A 13,482-nucleotide genomic window follows, 5' to 3' on the forward strand; every position below is an offset into this window, starting at 1 on the left:
ATGTACCAACCTCCATCATCCCCGCCCCGAACACCCCGACCCTGGAAGCGCACGAGGCCCATGATCTTCCGCAAAGCACGCACGCCCCGCACCGCCCGGACTCCGCGCACACGCGCCTCGAGCGCCCAGAAGCATCGCCGTCCGCGTACCTGGCGCCTGTCGGTCTCAGCCCTGGTCACCTCCATCATGGCGCTGGTGGGCATGGGGCTGCTGACCTATCCGACGGCGGCCTCCTGGGTCGCCCAGTACAACCAGTCGAAGGTGACTGCCGACTACTCCGCCCAGGTCGATGGGGCCCGTCCCGACGCCAAGACCCAGGTCGAGCAGGCGCACGCCTACAACGACGCGCTCTCGGCCGGAGCGGTCCTGGAGGCCAACAACCACGTCCCCACCGGCGCTGGCTCCAGCAAGGACAGCTCCCTGCAGTACGCCAACATCCTCAAGGCCAACAACGAGGGACTCATGGCCCGTCTGAAGATCCCCTCCATCTCCCTGGACCTGCCCGTCTACCACGGCACGGCCGACGACACCCTCCTCAAGGGCCTGGGGCACCTGGAGGGCACCTCGTTGCCGGTCGGGGGAGAGGGGACCCGCTCGGTCATCACCGGGCACCGCGGCCTGGCCGAGGCCACCATGTTCACCAACCTGGACAAGGTCAAGACCGGTGACAGCCTCATCGTCGAGGTCTTCGGAGAGGTCCTCACCTACCGGGTCACCAGCACCAAGGTCGTCGAGCCCGAGGAGACCGAGGCCCTGCGCGCCGAGGAGGGCAAGGACCTGCTCACCCTGGTGACCTGCACGCCCCTGGGCATCAACACCCACCGCATCCTGCTGACCGGCGAGCGCATCTACCCGACCCCTGCCAAGGACCTCGCGGCGGCGGGCAAGCGCCCTGACGTTCCCCACTTCCCCTGGTGGGCCGTGGGTCTGGCCGCGGGGCTCATCGTCATCGGGCTGTACCTGTGGCGCTCGGGCTACGCGGCGGCGCGGGCCAAGGAGCGGGCGCTGGCCAGGGCCCGTGCTGCGCAGGAGGAGCCGCGCCCCCAGACCTGGGCGGAGCAGATGCGGATCTGGATGGATGACGACGCCGGTGTCGAGCCCCAACGGTGGTTCACCGACCTTCCGGTCCCGCCCCAGCCCTCTGAGATGGAGAACCTGGCGCTTCTGGAGGAGATCGCGTCGCTGTCGGCGCCGTCGGGACAATCGGACAACCAGGAGCTCATCGACACCGCGGAGATCCCGGTGCTGGGCGCGACACGCCCGAGCGCGGGGGCCAGTGGGCGGACTCACAGCCTCTAGGCCCAATCCTGGGTTCCGCTGCCCGCGCGAGCCCTGATAACGTAATCCGGCCGGCCAAGGGCGTGCACTCGCGTGCCCCTGGTTGTGCCGCCCCGGGATCACCCCGGGATTCATTCTGACGGACCCGTTCCTCCTGAACGGGTTTCCGTGTGTCCAGACCGGTTCACCGCCTTCCATCACGGGAGAGGCGTGCGTCCTCAAGCGACACGCCCGAGCGCGTGGACCGGCCAGAAGCAAGTACAAGAGAGGTTAGGCGCCATGGCGGGACAGAAGATCCGCATCCGGCTCAAGTCCTACGACCACGAGGTCATTGACTCCTCGGCGCGCAAGATCGTCGACGTCGTGACCCGCGCTGGCGCGACGGTCGTGGGCCCGGTGCCGCTGCCGACCGAGAAGAACGTGTTCTGCGTGATCCGGTCGCCGCACAAGGACAAGGACAGCCGCGAGCACTTCGAGATGCGCACGCACAAGCGGCTGATCGACATCGTCGACCCGACGCCCAAGGCCGTCGACTCGCTCATGCGTCTCGACCTGCCCGCTGACGTCAACATCGAGATCAAGCTCTGAGGACTGCCATGACAACGCTTAACACGCCGGCTGCCGCCGCGCCTGCCAAGGCGCTGCTCGGCACCAAGCTCGGCATGACGCAGATCTGGGACGAGAACGGGGTCCTGCGCCCCGTGACCGTCGTCCGGGTCGACACCAACGTCGTGACCCAGGTCCGCACCATCGAGACCGATGGCTACGAGGCCGTTCAGCTCGCCTTCGGCGACATCGACGCCCGCAAGGTCACCAAGCCGCTCGCCGGCCACTTCGCCAAGGCCGGGGTCGAGCCCCGCCGTCACGTGGCGGAGATCCGCACCTCCCTGGCGTCGGAGTTCACCCCCGGCCAGGTGCTGGCCGCCGACACCTTCGAGGTCGGCCAGCTGGTCGACGTCACCGGGACCTCCAAGGGTAAGGGTTTCGCCGGTGTCATGAAGCGCCACGGCTTCGCCGGTGTGGGCGCCTCCCACGGTGCTCACCGCAACCACCGCAAGCCCGGCTCCATCGGCGCCTGCGCCACCCCCGGGCGCATCTTCAAGGGCCTGCGCATGGCCGGTCGTATGGGTCACGCGCGCCGCACCGTCCAGAACCTCAAGATCCGCGGCATCGACGTTGACAAGGGCGTTCTGCTCGTCAACGGCGCGATCCCCGGCCCCAAGGGCTCGGTCGTCGTCGTCCGCACCGCCGTGAAGGGAGCCTGAGACCATGACTGAGGCACTCACCGTCGACGTCGTCGACTCCGCGGGCAAGAAGACCGGCAGCGTCGAGCTGCCCGCCGAGGTCTTCGACGCCCCCCTCAACATTCCGCTCATGCACCAGGTGGTCGTCGGCCAGCTGGCCGCGGCCCGCCAGGGCACCCACGCCACCAAGACCCGCGGCGATGTCCGCGGCGGTGGTCGCAAGCCCTACCGCCAGAAGGGCACCGGCCGCGCCCGCCAGGGCTCGACCCGAGCCCCGCAGTTCGTCGGCGGTGGCACCGTCCACGGCCCGCAGCCGCGCGACTACACCCAGCGGACCCCCAAGAAGATGAAGGCCGCCGCCCTGCGCAGCGCCCTGTCCGACCGCGCCCGCAACGGCCGCGTCCACGTCATCACCGAGTTCGTCACCACCACGGTGCCCTCCACCAAGAACGCCCTGGTCGCGCTGCGCAACCTCACCGACCGTAAGGCCCTGGTGATTGTGGACCGTCAGGACGACCTGTCCAGGCTCAGCCTGCGCAACGCCCCCGAGGCGCACGTCCTGTGGGCCGACCAGCTCAACACCTACGACGTCCTCAAGTCCGACGACGTCGTCTTCACGGCCTCTGGCCTGGACGCGTTCCTGGGCAAGGGTGAGGAGGAGTCCAAGTGAGCCTCGAGAAGTCCAAGAACCCCCGCGACGTCATCATCGCGCCGGTGGTCTCCGAGAAGTCCTACGCCTGCATGGACCGTGGCCAGTACACGTTCATCGTGGCGCCGGGATCCAACAAGACCGAGATCAAGCAGGCCGTTGAGGCCATCTTCGATGTCAAGGTCTCCTCGGTGAACACCATCAACCGCAAGGGCAAGACGCACCGCACCCGCACCGGGATCGGCAAGTCCAAGGACACCCGCCGTGCGATCGTCACCCTGCGCGAGGGGACCATCGACATCTTCGGTGATGTGGCCTAGTGCGCCACGGAAGGTAAAGGATCGATATGGGAATCCGTAAGTACAAGCCCACGACCCCGGGTCGTCGCGGCTCCTCCGTGGCCGACTTCGTGGAGATCACGCGCAGCACGCCCGAGAAGTCGCTGGTGCGCCCGCTGAGCAAGTCCGGTGGACGTAACTCCTCCGGTCGTATCACCACCCGCCACAAGGGTGGTGGCCACAAGCGCGCCTACCGTCTCATCGACTTCCGTCGTCACGACAAGGACGGCGTGCCCGCGAAGGTCGCTCACATCGAGTACGACCCCAACCGCACCGCGCGCATCGCCCTGCTCCACTACATGGACGGCGAGAAGCGCTACATCATCGCCCCGAACAAGCTCCGTCAGGGCGACGTCGTCGAGGCCGGCCCCAGCGCCGACATCAAGCCCGGCAACAACCTGCAGCTGCGTCACATCCCCACCGGTACGGTCGTCCACGCGGTCGAGCTGCGTCCCGGTGGCGGGGCCAAGATCGCTCGCAGCGCCGGCACCTCCGTCCAGCTGGTTGCCAAGGAGGGCAAGTACGCGCAGCTGCGCATGCCCTCCGGGGAGATCCGCAACGTGGAGGCCGCCTGCCGCGCCACCATCGGCGAGGTCGGCAACGCCGAGCAGTCCAACATCAACTGGGGCAAGGCCGGCCGTATGCGCTGGAAGGGCGTGCGCCCGACCGTCCGCGGTGTCGTCATGAACCCGGTGGACCACCCGCACGGTGGTGGTGAGGGCAAGACCTCCGGTGGTCGTCACCCCGTCTCGCCGTGGGGCAAGCCCGAGGGCCGCACCCGCCGTCCCAACAAGTCCAGCGACCGCCTCATCGTGCGTCGTCGTCGGACCGGCAAGAAGCGCTGATAGGAGCCTGAATCATGCCGCGTAGTCTGAAGAAGGGTCCCTTCGTCGACGACCACCTCCTTAAGAAGGTGGACGCTCAGAACGAGAAGGGCACCAAGAACGTCATTAAGACCTGGTCCCGCCGTTCGGTCATCACGCCGGACTTCCTGGGGCACACCTTCGCCGTCCACGACGGTCGCAAGCACGTGCCGGTCTTCGTTACCGAGTCCATGGTGGGCCACAAGCTCGGTGAGTTCGCTCCGACCCGCACCTTCCGCGGGCACGTCAAGGACGACCGCAAGTCGCGTCGCTGACGGACGTCGGAAAGTTTGAGAGGCAGAGAACATGGAAGCCAAGGCGCAGGCCAAGTACGTGCGCTGCACGCCGATGAAGGCGCGCCGGGTCGTGGACGTCGTCCGCGGCAAGCGCGCCGTCGAGGCCGTCAACGTGCTCCGATTCGCCCCGCAGGCCGCTGCGGTGCCGGTGCGCAAGGTCCTCGAGTCCGCAATCGCCAACGCCCGGTTCAAGGCTGAGCGTGACGGTGAGCGTTTCGACGAGAACGACCTGTTCATCATCGAGGCGTTCGCCGACGAGGGTCCCACCCTGAAGCGGTTCCGTCCCCGTGCGCAGGGCCGGGCCAGCAGGATCCTCAAGCGGACCAGCCACATCACCGTCATCGTCGGGGACAAGTCCGACGCCGCAACGAAGGAAGGAGCCCGGTAATGGGGCAGAAGGTCAACCCGACCGGGTTCCGCCTGGGCATCACCACGGACCACCGCTCGCGCTGGTTCGCCGACTCCACCAAGCCCGGTCAGCGTTACCGCGACTTCGTGGAGGAGGATGTCAAGATTCGCCGCCTCATGGAGGACGGCATGGAGCGGGCCGGAATCTCCAAGGTCGACATCGAGCGTACCCGTGACCGCGTGCGCGTCGACCTGCACACCGCCCGTCCCGGCATCGTCATCGGTCGCCGTGGTGCCGAGGCCGAGCGCCTGCGCGGTCAGCTCGAGAAGCTGACCGGCAAGCAGGTCCAGCTCAACATCCTCGAGGTCAAGAGCCCCGACCTGGACGCCCAGCTGGTCGCCCAGGGCATCGCCGAGCAGCTCGCCTCCCGTGTGTCCTTCCGTCGCGCCATGCGCAAGGGCATGCAGTCAGCGATGCGCGCCGGCGCCAAGGGCATCCGGGTGCAGTGCTCCGGCCGCCTGGGCGGCGCCGAGATGAGCCGCAGCGAGTTCTACCGCGAGGGACGCGTGCCGCTGCACACCCTGCGCGCGAACATCGACTACGGCTTCTACGAGGCCAAGACCACCTTCGGCCGCCTCGGCGTCAAGGTGTGGATCTACAAGGGCGACATCACCGAGCGCGAGTTCGCCCGCCAGCAGGCCGAGTCCGGCTCCCGTGGCCGGGGCCGGGGCGAGCGCCGCGGCGGCCGTCGTGGCGACCGCGGTGAGCGCGGTTCGCGTCAGAACACCGAGCAGCAGCAGGCAGCCGAGCAGACGCCGGCCGCCGAGACCGCTGCCGCAGACCAGGGAACGGAGGCCTGAGCCGTGCTCATCCCCCGCCGGACCAAGTTCCGCAAGCAGCACCGCCCGCACCGCACGGGCCTTTCCAAGGGCGGCAACCAGATCGCCTTCGGTGAGTACGGCATCCAGGCCCTCGAGCCCGCCTACATCACCAACCGCCAGATCGAGGCGGCCCGTATCGCCATGACCCGCCACATCAAGCGTGGCGGCAAGGTGTGGATCAACATCTTCCCGGACCGCCCCCTGACCAAGAAGCCCGCCGAGACCCGTATGGGTTCCGGTAAGGGTGCACCCGAGTGGTGGATCGCCAACGTCAAGCCCGGACGCATCCTGTTCGAGCTCGGCGGTGTCGACGAGGCCCTCGCCCGCGAGGCCATGCGCCGCGCACAGCACAAGCTTCCGATGAAGACCCGTTTCGTGACTCGTGAGGGTGGTGACGTCTGATGGCAATCGGTTCCAAGGGCCTGACCCCCGCCGACCTCGACGGCATGGACAACGAGCGCCTCTCCGAGGAGCTCTCCAAGGCCAAGGCCGAGCTGTTCAACCTCCGGTTCGCCTCGGCGACCGGCCAGCTCGAGGACCACGGACGTCTCAAGGCTGTGCGTCGCGACATCGCCCGCATCTACACGATCGTGCGCGAGCGTGAGCTCGGCATTCGCACCGCCCCGAGCACGGAGGAGTCCAAGTGAGCGAGCAGACCAGCACTGAGAACGTCGAGCAGTCCACCGAGCGCCCCCAGCGCAAGGTGCGTCGCGGCTACGTCGTCTCCGACAAGATGGACAAGACGGTCGTCGTCCTCGTCGAGGAGCGCTACAAGCACTCCCTGTACGGCAAGGTCCTCCGTCGCTCCAAGAAGGTCAAGGTCCACGACGAGAACAACGAGGCCGGTGTCGGCGATCTCGTCTCCATCATGGAGACCCGCCCGCTGAGCGCCACCAAGCACTTCCGCCTCCTGGAGATCCTCGAGCGCGCCAAGTGACCCTCGCCTGAACGCCGCCCTCGACGCCGTCGAGACGGCCCCCGACGCCGCAGCATCCCACCCGGGAGGCTGCGGCGTCGGCGTTGTTGATATGGCCGGCCGTTACATCCGACAGTGAGTGCTGCTCACCAGTAACCTTGCATGAAAGTCAAAGCCGCGGTCCACAGCGCGTTTCCGGATGCTGCCCCGAGAGCATTCACGAGTGTGTCCCGTCCGAGTTCTCGTAGGCCTTCGGCCGTGCTGCGCTTGTCGTTCTGATCAACAGCTACACGGATTCGCTCAACGATAGCGCGGTCTGTCAGTTGGGTTACCTTTTCGGCAAGACGATCAACGAGATCGGCAATTCTTTGGTCTTGCCCATCGATCTGTAACATAAGGTCGCCGTTAACTATTACGATGACTGAACCGGTTTGAGCGAGTGCGTCCTGCTGCGAATCTGTGTGCTCAGCTATGGCCGCATTGGCGTATGATATTGCTGCTTTGGACCATCTTTCGCCGCCTCGTAGAGGCTTCTTCTCAACAAGGCCGAGTCGCCGTGCGATCCGCTGTTCGTCATCTGTAGCGATACGAAACCAGCTGTCGTCCAAGCGCGTGGCAGCCGCGAGCACCTGTTCGACTATTTCTGTCTCCTCTGAGGAGTGTGAGCGCGGCTTGAGGTCGATAGGTTGAATCGTATTCACTTCTCCTTCGCAACCGTAGATAAGTGGGTGGGTACGTCCTGCTAGGACTACTTCTACCTGAGGGGATGCATCAAGGATGGTGTTCCTACTGAGCACTGGGGTGGCTGACGTGAGAAACCCTTCCTCGTTTGGGGGGACAACAAGATCGTTGGGTAAGAGATCCACAACCCGTCTGCGTTCAACCTCAGCCGGTGACAGCCAGGTCTTGATCGCCAGTGCAGTTAGCGGCACTGCGACTGCTGTGACTAGCCATGACAGCCAAGGGAAGGTAGAGCTAGTCCAGTACCGTGCAGCGACGGCTACCAGAAACGGTGCAGCCACTATTGTGGCGCTGAAGAGTGGAAGTGGAGTGAAAACTGTGCGAGTCGGTGATGCGAGAGCAATATCGTTGAATGTTGGATGAAACTTCTGCATTGGATGCCCCTTTTGGTGCGGTCGAACTGATAGCGACTACGGTATGGTGCGGCTCTGACATCCATTTGAGGGCCTTAATGAGGTGGTTGGTTCCTGTGCTCGGAGTTCCAGGTCTATAAATGCGTCTTGCGAACGTCGGTCGCGCAGTGAAGTTTCCCAAGCAGTGGCTCGTCGAAGGGGGTTGGGGTGTTGGCTGTTAATGCATGTGTTCATGCGCATCGATAGGTGCTGTGTTAGTTGGGACTTAGTGGTTTGGGGCGTGGTCTTCCTTGCTGTGCGCCGTTGATGCATGACCGGGCGGTACTGCACGAGGGTCGGGCACTACTGGAGGAGGATCGGGTGTACTGCGGGCAGGTAGGGCCTTCGTGCAGTGTGCCCAACCCTTGGCCAGTAGATCCCGTCCCTCGTGGAGTAGAGGCGGTTCTGAAAAGGCCAGGGCCAGGGCCGACGTCGGACCGCGGATCTCCCGGCCCCGAGTGAGCGCCACGCTGAGAGCCAGCGGGGTGCCGACCTGGGGAGGGCGCCGGACGGTGCCGCAAGAACCCCGCGGCCCAGTGTCCACAGCGCTGACATTGACGACTCCGCCATCACTGCGCCCAGCAGGGATCGTTGGAATGTTGCGGTTTCTCCACGGCGTGCAACGAAAATGCCGGGTTGATGTCAGTACCATGGACACTGCGGGTCCGCCGGGTGTCCCGGGTGGTGGCGTCGTCAGGCGCCTACCGCGGGAACCGATCCGGTTCAGGTCGCCCCTGACTGGAGCCGGCCGCGGATCACGGATGACAGTCGGGCGGATCGGGGACTGCGGTGTGCGACGGGGACGTCCTGTTCCTCCAAAGGACGACGTTCGTACCCCAGTCGTCTGGAGGACAACGCAGTCCTCGGCGGGCAGGTACGTCCTCGATCAGGGGCCGGCGGGCCTGCCGGGTGCATCGAGCGTCGGTGCGGAAGGCCCGGGAAAGGCCGGTGAGCAAAGGCACAGGTCCCGGTGGTCATCTCAGGTTCCGCGTGATGCGGCGGCTGGACTAGGCTAATGGAGTTGCGCGCGCCCTCGGTGCGCCCGGCAGAGACCTCGTGCAGTCTGCGCCTGTGTCTGTCGGGACAACGTACCGCGGGAATCCCCTATCCCTGGGTCAGCCTCGTGCGGCCTGCGGCCGGGGGAGACGTGTGCAAGACCAGAAGAACGTTCGGCCAGGCTCAGGAGCTTCCTGAGAACCGGCTCGACGACAGGAGAACACTCAATGATCCAGCAGGAGTCGCGACTGAAGGTCGCCGACAACACCGGTGCCAAGGAGATCCTTTGCATCCGTGTTCTCGGTGGATCGGGTCGGCGCTATGCGGGTATCGGCGACACGATCGTCGCCACCGTCAAGGACGCCATTCCCGGCGGCAACGTGAAGAAGGGCGAGGTCGTCAAGGCCGTCGTCGTGCGTGCCCGCAAGGAGCGTCGTCGTCCCGACGGCTCATACATCCGCTTCGACGAGAACGCCGCCGTCATCCTCAAGAACGATGGGGAGCCGCGCGGTACGCGCATCTTCGGCCCCGTCGGCCGTGAGCTTCGTGAAAAGAAGTTCATGCGCATCGTCTCGCTCGCCCCGGAGGTGATCTGAACATGGCACGCATTAAGAAGGGCGACCAGGTCATCGTCATCGCCGGTAAGGACAAGGGCAAGACCGGCCGCGTTCTGGAGGTCCTCAAGGGCACTGACCGTGTCATCGTCGAGGGCGTCCAGCGCGTGACCAAGCACACCAAGGTGGGGCAGTCCCAGCAGGGCGCCCGCACCGGCGGCATCGAGACCGTTGAGGCGCCCATCCACGCCTCCAACGTCATGCTCGTCGACCCCAAGACGAAGAAGCGCACCCGCGTGGGCTTCCGCGTCGAGGAGGGCGTGCGTCCCGACGGCCGCAAGCGCACCGTCCGCGTGCGTTACGCCAAGAAGAGCGGGGAGGACCTGTGACCATGGCTGAGAAGACCACCCCCCGTCTCAAGACGAAGTACACCGAGGAGGTGCGCCCCGCCCTGCTCAAGGAGTTCCAGCACGGCAACGTGATGGAGGTCGGGCGCGTCGTCAAGGTCGTCGTCAACATGGGTGTGGGCGAGGCCGCCCACGACTCCAAGATGATCGAGGGCGCCGTGCGCGACCTCGCCGCCATCACCGGCCAGAAGCCCCAGGTCACCCGGGCCCGCAAGTCCATCGCGCAGTTCAAGCTGCGTGAGGGCATGCCGATCGGCGCGCACTCCACGCTGCGCGGCGACCGCATGTGGGAGTTCCTGGACCGTCTGGTCTCGATCTCGCTGCCCCGTATCCGCGACTTCCGCGGTCTGAGCCCCAAGCAGTTCGACGGGAACGGCAACTACACCTTCGGTCTGACCGAGCAGGCTGTCTTCCACGAGATCGACCAGGACCAGATCGACCGCGTCCGCGGCATGGACATCACCGTGGTGACCACGGCCAAGACCGACGAGGAGGCCCGCTCGCTGCTCAAGCAGCTCGGCTTCCCCTTCAAGGAGAAGTGAGATGGCGAAGACCGCACTGATTGAGAAGGCGAACCGCAAGCCCAAGTTCGGTGTCCGTGCCTACACGCGCTGCCAGCGCTGCGGCCGCCCGCACTCGGTCTACCGCAAGTTCGGCCTGTGCCGTATCTGCCTGCGTGAGATGGCCCTTCGCGGCGAGCTCCCGGGCGTGAGCAAGTCCAGCTGGTAAGAACTTACGTCGCAGGTCCGCTGAGGAAACCACGACGAGGAAGGGCCAAGGCCCACTCATGACAATGACAGACCCCATCGCAGACATGCTGACCCGTCTGCGCAACGCAAACAGCGCCTACCACGACACCGTGTCGATGCCGTCGAGCAAGCTCAAGGTGAACATCGCTGAGATGCTCAAGGCCGAGGGCTACATCGCCGGCTACGAGGTCACGGACGCCGAGGTCGGCAAGACGCTCACGCTGAGCCTCAAGTACGGAGCCAACCGCCAGCGGGCCATCCAGGGCCTGCGCCGGATCTCCAAGCCCGGCCTGCGCGTCTACGCCAAGTCCACCAACCTGCCCAAGGTCCTCGGCGGCCTGGGAGTGGCGATCCTGTCCACCTCCTCCGGCCTCCTGACCGACAAGCAGGCCGAGTCGCGTGGCGTGGGCGGCGAAGTCCTCGCCTACGTCTGGTAAGAGAAGGAACGGAGGAAAACCATGTCTCGTATTGGACGGCTCCCCGTTCCGGTTCCTGCCGGAGTGGACGTCACCATCGACGGCCAGGACGTGACGGTCAAGGGCCCCAAGGGCACCCTGTCCCGCACGATCAGCGAGCCCCTGAGCGTCACCCGCCAGGAGGACGGCTCCATCCTGGTCACGCGCCCCGACGACGAGCGCCGCTCGCGCTCGCTGCACGGACTGTCGCGCACCCTCATCAACAACATGGTGATCGGCGTCACCGAGGGCTACTCCAAGCAGCTCGAGATCGTCGGCACCGGTTACCGCGTCGCCGCCAAGGGCCAGGGCATCGAGCTCTCCCTCGGCTTCTCCCACACCGTGACCGTTGAGCCCCCCGAGGGCATCACCTTCACGGTCGACGGCAACCTGAAGATCACCGTCTCCGGTATCTCCAAGGAGCAGGTCGGCGAGGTCGCGGCGAACATTCGCAAGATCCGTCCGCCGGAGCCCTACAAGGGCAAGGGCGTGCGCTACGCCGGCGAGAACGTGCGCCGCAAGGTCGGAAAGGCTGGTAAGTGACCATGGCTTACTCGATCAAGAGGGGCAAGGGCAACCCCCGCGCCATCGCCCGCAAGATCCGTCACCAGCGCGTGCGCAAGCACATCTCCGGCACGCCCGAGCGTCCCCGCCTGGTGGTCACCCGGTCCAACCGCCACATGGTGGCTCAGGTCGTGGACGACACCATCGGCCACACCCTGTGCGCCGCCTCCACCCTGGAGGAGGCCGCCAAGGGCGTCGAGGGCCACAAGGTGGGCGCCGCCCACAAGGTCGGCGAGCTCATCGCCGAGCGGGCCAAGGCACTGGGCATCGAGGCAGTCGTGTTCGACCGCGGCGGCAACAAGTACCACGGCCGTGTCGCGGCCGTCGCCGAGGGCGCCCGTGAGGGCGGCCTGAAGCTGTGAGCACTAAGACGACGAGAAAGCAGAGGAACATCTGATGGCTGCACCGCAGCGAGACAGGTCCGCGTCGTCCGACGGCTCGGCCCAGCGCGAGAACGACGAGCGCCGGGGCGAGGGCCGCGGCCGCCGCGACCGCAACAACGACCGCCGCGACCGTGGTCGCGGCAACGACGACAAGTACATCGAGCGCGTCGTCACCATCAACCGCGTGTCCAAGGTCGTCAAGGGCGGCCGCCGTTTCACCTTCACGGCCCTCGTGGTCGTCGGTGACGGTGAGGGCACCGTCGGCGTGGGCTACGGCAAGGCGAAGGAAGTTCCCTCCGCCATCGCCAAGGCCGTCGAGATCGCGAAGAAGAACTTCTTCCACGTCCCGATGATCCGCCGCACCATCCCGCACCTGGTCCAGGGTGAGGACTCCGCCGGAGTCGTCCTCCTGCGCCCGGCGTCCCCCGGTACCGGTGTTATCGCCGGCGGTCCGGTGCGCGCCGTGCTGGACTGCGCCGGTGTCCACGACATCCTGTCCAAGTCGCTGGGCTCCTCCAACGCGATCAACATCGTGCACGCCACGGTGGACGCCCTCAAGCAGCTGGAGCAGCCCGAGGCCGTTGCGGCCCGCCGTGGCCTGCCCCTGGAGGACGTCGCCCCGCAGTCCATGCTGCGGGCCCGCGCCGAGGGCGAGGCCGACAAGCGCGCTCAGGCTGAGAAGCAGGAGGCCGAGAAGGCCGCTGAAGGAGTGGGTGCGTGATGGCTGAGACCGCATCGAAGCAGATGACCAAGCAGCTCAAGGTCACTCAGGTCCGCTCTGGCATCGGGGGCACCCACCGCCAGCGCGAGTCCCTCAAGACCCTGGGTCTGCGCAAGATCCGCCAGTCCGTCGTGCGCGAGGACAGCCCCAGCGTGCGCGGCCTGATTGCCACGGTGCACCACCTGGTCACCGTTGAGGAGGTCTGAGATGGCTGACACCGAGAACACGCAGGAGGAGAAGGTGCGCGTCGTCAAGCTGCACCACCTGCGTCCCGCCCCCGGCGCCAAGAAGGCCAAGACCCGCGTGGGTCGTGGTGAGGCGTCCAAGGGTAAGACCGCCGGTCGCGGTACCAAGGGCACCAAGGCTCGTTACCAGGTCCGTCCTGGTTTCGAGGGTGGCCAGATGCCGCTGCACATGCGTCTTCCCAAGCTGCGCGGCTTCCGCAACCCCAACCGGGTCGAGTTCCAGCCCGTGAACGTCGGCCGCATCGCCGAGCTGTTCCCCGAGGGCGGCACGGTGACCGTGGAGGACCTCGTCGCCAAGGGCGCGGTTCGCAAGAACCAGCTCGTCAAGGTCCTCGGCGGCGGTGACGTCACCGTGGCCCTGACGCTCACGGTCGACGCCTGGTCCGGCTCCGCCAAGGAGAAGATCGAGGCCGCCGGCGGCACCATCGCCACGCGCTGAACGTCGTCGGGCCGAGGCCGGC

The 13,482-nt window shown here is 66.4% G+C and carries 23 protein-coding genes; 22 read left to right on the top strand and 1 reads right to left on the bottom strand.

Going from position 1 to position 13,482, the window contains the following annotated elements:
• Positions 1–60: 60 nt before the first annotated feature.
• The 12 genes from HMPREF3165_RS06210 (at position 61) to rpsQ (ending at position 6,835) form a co-directional block, all read left to right on the top strand.
• Complete coding sequence (locus HMPREF3165_RS06210; RefSeq protein WP_070511602.1) at positions 61–1,299, top strand: class C sortase; 1,239 nt, start codon at positions 61–63, stop codon at positions 1,297–1,299.
• Between the two features lie 258 nt (positions 1,300–1,557).
• Positions 1,558–1,866 (top strand): 30S ribosomal protein S10, encoded by a 309-nt coding sequence (rpsJ, locus tag HMPREF3165_RS06215; protein WP_070511604.1) that lies wholly within the window; start codon positions 1,558–1,560, stop codon positions 1,864–1,866.
• A gap of 8 nt (positions 1,867–1,874) precedes the next feature.
• A complete protein-coding gene (gene rplC, locus HMPREF3165_RS06220) occupies positions 1,875–2,543 on the top strand; it encodes a 50S ribosomal protein L3 (RefSeq protein ID WP_070511605.1) in 669 nt (222 codons plus the stop codon).
• Positions 2,544–2,547: 4 nt separating this feature from the next.
• Entirely contained in the window at positions 2,548–3,192 is a 645-nt protein-coding gene (rplD, locus tag HMPREF3165_RS06225; RefSeq protein ID WP_009403568.1) for a 50S ribosomal protein L4, read from the top strand.
• The gene (rplW, locus tag HMPREF3165_RS06230) at positions 3,189–3,491 is read left to right on the top strand and encodes a 50S ribosomal protein L23 (protein WP_003786064.1); all 303 of its coding nucleotides are present in this window, start codon (positions 3,189–3,191) and stop codon (positions 3,489–3,491) included. The genes rplD and rplW overlap by 4 nt, the downstream gene beginning before the upstream one ends.
• 26 nt (positions 3,492–3,517) lie before the next feature.
• Complete coding sequence (gene rplB, locus HMPREF3165_RS06235) at positions 3,518–4,354, top strand: 50S ribosomal protein L2 (RefSeq protein ID WP_009747234.1); 837 nt, start codon at positions 3,518–3,520, stop codon at positions 4,352–4,354.
• A gap of 14 nt (positions 4,355–4,368) precedes the next feature.
• A complete protein-coding gene (gene rpsS, locus HMPREF3165_RS06240; RefSeq protein WP_003786073.1) occupies positions 4,369–4,647 on the top strand; it encodes a 30S ribosomal protein S19 in 279 nt (92 codons plus the stop codon).
• Positions 4,648–4,678: 31 nt separating this feature from the next.
• A complete protein-coding gene (rplV, locus tag HMPREF3165_RS06245; RefSeq protein WP_003789298.1) occupies positions 4,679–5,056 on the top strand; it encodes a 50S ribosomal protein L22 in 378 nt (125 codons plus the stop codon).
• On the top strand, positions 5,056–5,877 hold the full coding sequence (gene rpsC / locus HMPREF3165_RS06250; protein WP_003789299.1) for a 30S ribosomal protein S3: 822 nt from the start codon (positions 5,056–5,058) through the stop codon (positions 5,875–5,877). Before rplV ends, rpsC begins: the two co-directional genes overlap by 1 nt.
• Positions 5,878–5,880: 3 nt before the next feature.
• Complete coding sequence (gene rplP / locus HMPREF3165_RS06255) at positions 5,881–6,300, top strand: 50S ribosomal protein L16 (RefSeq protein WP_003781881.1); 420 nt, start codon at positions 5,881–5,883, stop codon at positions 6,298–6,300.
• On the top strand, positions 6,300–6,545 hold the full coding sequence (rpmC, locus tag HMPREF3165_RS06260; RefSeq protein WP_009403578.1) for a 50S ribosomal protein L29: 246 nt from the start codon (positions 6,300–6,302) through the stop codon (positions 6,543–6,545). The genes rplP and rpmC overlap by 1 nt, the downstream gene beginning before the upstream one ends.
• Complete coding sequence (gene rpsQ / locus HMPREF3165_RS06265) at positions 6,542–6,835, top strand: 30S ribosomal protein S17 (protein ID WP_003789301.1); 294 nt, start codon at positions 6,542–6,544, stop codon at positions 6,833–6,835. Before rpmC ends, rpsQ begins: the two co-directional genes overlap by 4 nt.
• Positions 6,836–6,960: 125 nt before the next feature.
• Here rpsQ and HMPREF3165_RS13250 read toward each other — a convergent pair whose 3' ends face one another.
• Complete coding sequence (locus tag HMPREF3165_RS13250; protein WP_141745023.1) at positions 6,961–7,929, bottom strand: hypothetical protein; 969 nt, start codon at positions 7,927–7,929, stop codon at positions 6,961–6,963.
• Positions 7,930–9,170: 1,241 nt separating this feature from the next.
• Between HMPREF3165_RS13250 and rplN the strand changes: the two genes are divergently transcribed.
• From rplN to rplO, 10 genes are read left to right on the top strand one after another with little or no spacing between them, the layout of a single operon-like run.
• Positions 9,171–9,539 carry a 50S ribosomal protein L14 gene (gene rplN, locus HMPREF3165_RS06270; protein WP_003781898.1) on the top strand — a complete coding sequence of 123 codons (369 nt, stop codon included), beginning with the start codon at positions 9,171–9,173 and terminating at the stop codon, positions 9,537–9,539.
• A gap of 2 nt (positions 9,540–9,541) precedes the next feature.
• Positions 9,542–9,886, top strand: coding sequence for a 50S ribosomal protein L24 (gene rplX / locus HMPREF3165_RS06275; protein WP_003781892.1), 345 nt, complete (start codon positions 9,542–9,544; stop codon positions 9,884–9,886).
• Positions 9,887–9,888: 2 nt separating this feature from the next.
• Positions 9,889–10,446, top strand: a complete 558-nt coding sequence (gene rplE / locus HMPREF3165_RS06280) for a 50S ribosomal protein L5 (RefSeq protein ID WP_009396382.1) — start codon at positions 9,889–9,891, stop codon at positions 10,444–10,446.
• 1 nt (position 10,447) lies between these two features.
• A complete protein-coding gene (locus HMPREF3165_RS06285; RefSeq protein WP_003781856.1) occupies positions 10,448–10,633 on the top strand; it encodes a type Z 30S ribosomal protein S14 in 186 nt (61 codons plus the stop codon).
• A 58-nt stretch (positions 10,634–10,691) separates the two neighbouring features.
• A complete protein-coding gene (rpsH, locus tag HMPREF3165_RS06290) occupies positions 10,692–11,090 on the top strand; it encodes a 30S ribosomal protein S8 (protein ID WP_003789305.1) in 399 nt (132 codons plus the stop codon).
• A gap of 21 nt (positions 11,091–11,111) precedes the next feature.
• Positions 11,112–11,651 carry a 50S ribosomal protein L6 gene (rplF, locus tag HMPREF3165_RS06295; RefSeq protein WP_003781878.1) on the top strand — a complete coding sequence of 180 codons (540 nt, stop codon included), beginning with the start codon at positions 11,112–11,114 and terminating at the stop codon, positions 11,649–11,651.
• Positions 11,652–11,653: 2 nt separating this feature from the next.
• A complete protein-coding gene (gene rplR / locus HMPREF3165_RS06300) occupies positions 11,654–12,034 on the top strand; it encodes a 50S ribosomal protein L18 (RefSeq protein WP_003789309.1) in 381 nt (126 codons plus the stop codon).
• 34 nt (positions 12,035–12,068) lie between these two features.
• Positions 12,069–12,776, top strand: coding sequence for a 30S ribosomal protein S5 (gene rpsE / locus HMPREF3165_RS06305; protein WP_003789310.1), 708 nt, complete (start codon positions 12,069–12,071; stop codon positions 12,774–12,776).
• On the top strand, positions 12,776–12,982 hold the full coding sequence (gene rpmD, locus HMPREF3165_RS06310; protein ID WP_070511660.1) for a 50S ribosomal protein L30: 207 nt from the start codon (positions 12,776–12,778) through the stop codon (positions 12,980–12,982). Before rpsE ends, rpmD begins: the two co-directional genes overlap by 1 nt.
• Before the next feature lies 1 nt (position 12,983).
• Positions 12,984–13,460 (top strand): 50S ribosomal protein L15, encoded by a 477-nt coding sequence (gene rplO / locus HMPREF3165_RS06315; protein WP_003789315.1) that lies wholly within the window; start codon positions 12,984–12,986, stop codon positions 13,458–13,460.
• The last annotated feature ends 22 nt before the right edge of the window (positions 13,461–13,482 follow it).

Source organism: Actinomyces sp. HMSC08A09 (genome assembly GCF_001807465.1).
Lineage (GTDB): Bacteria > Actinomycetota > Actinomycetes > Actinomycetales > Actinomycetaceae > Actinomyces > Actinomyces oris.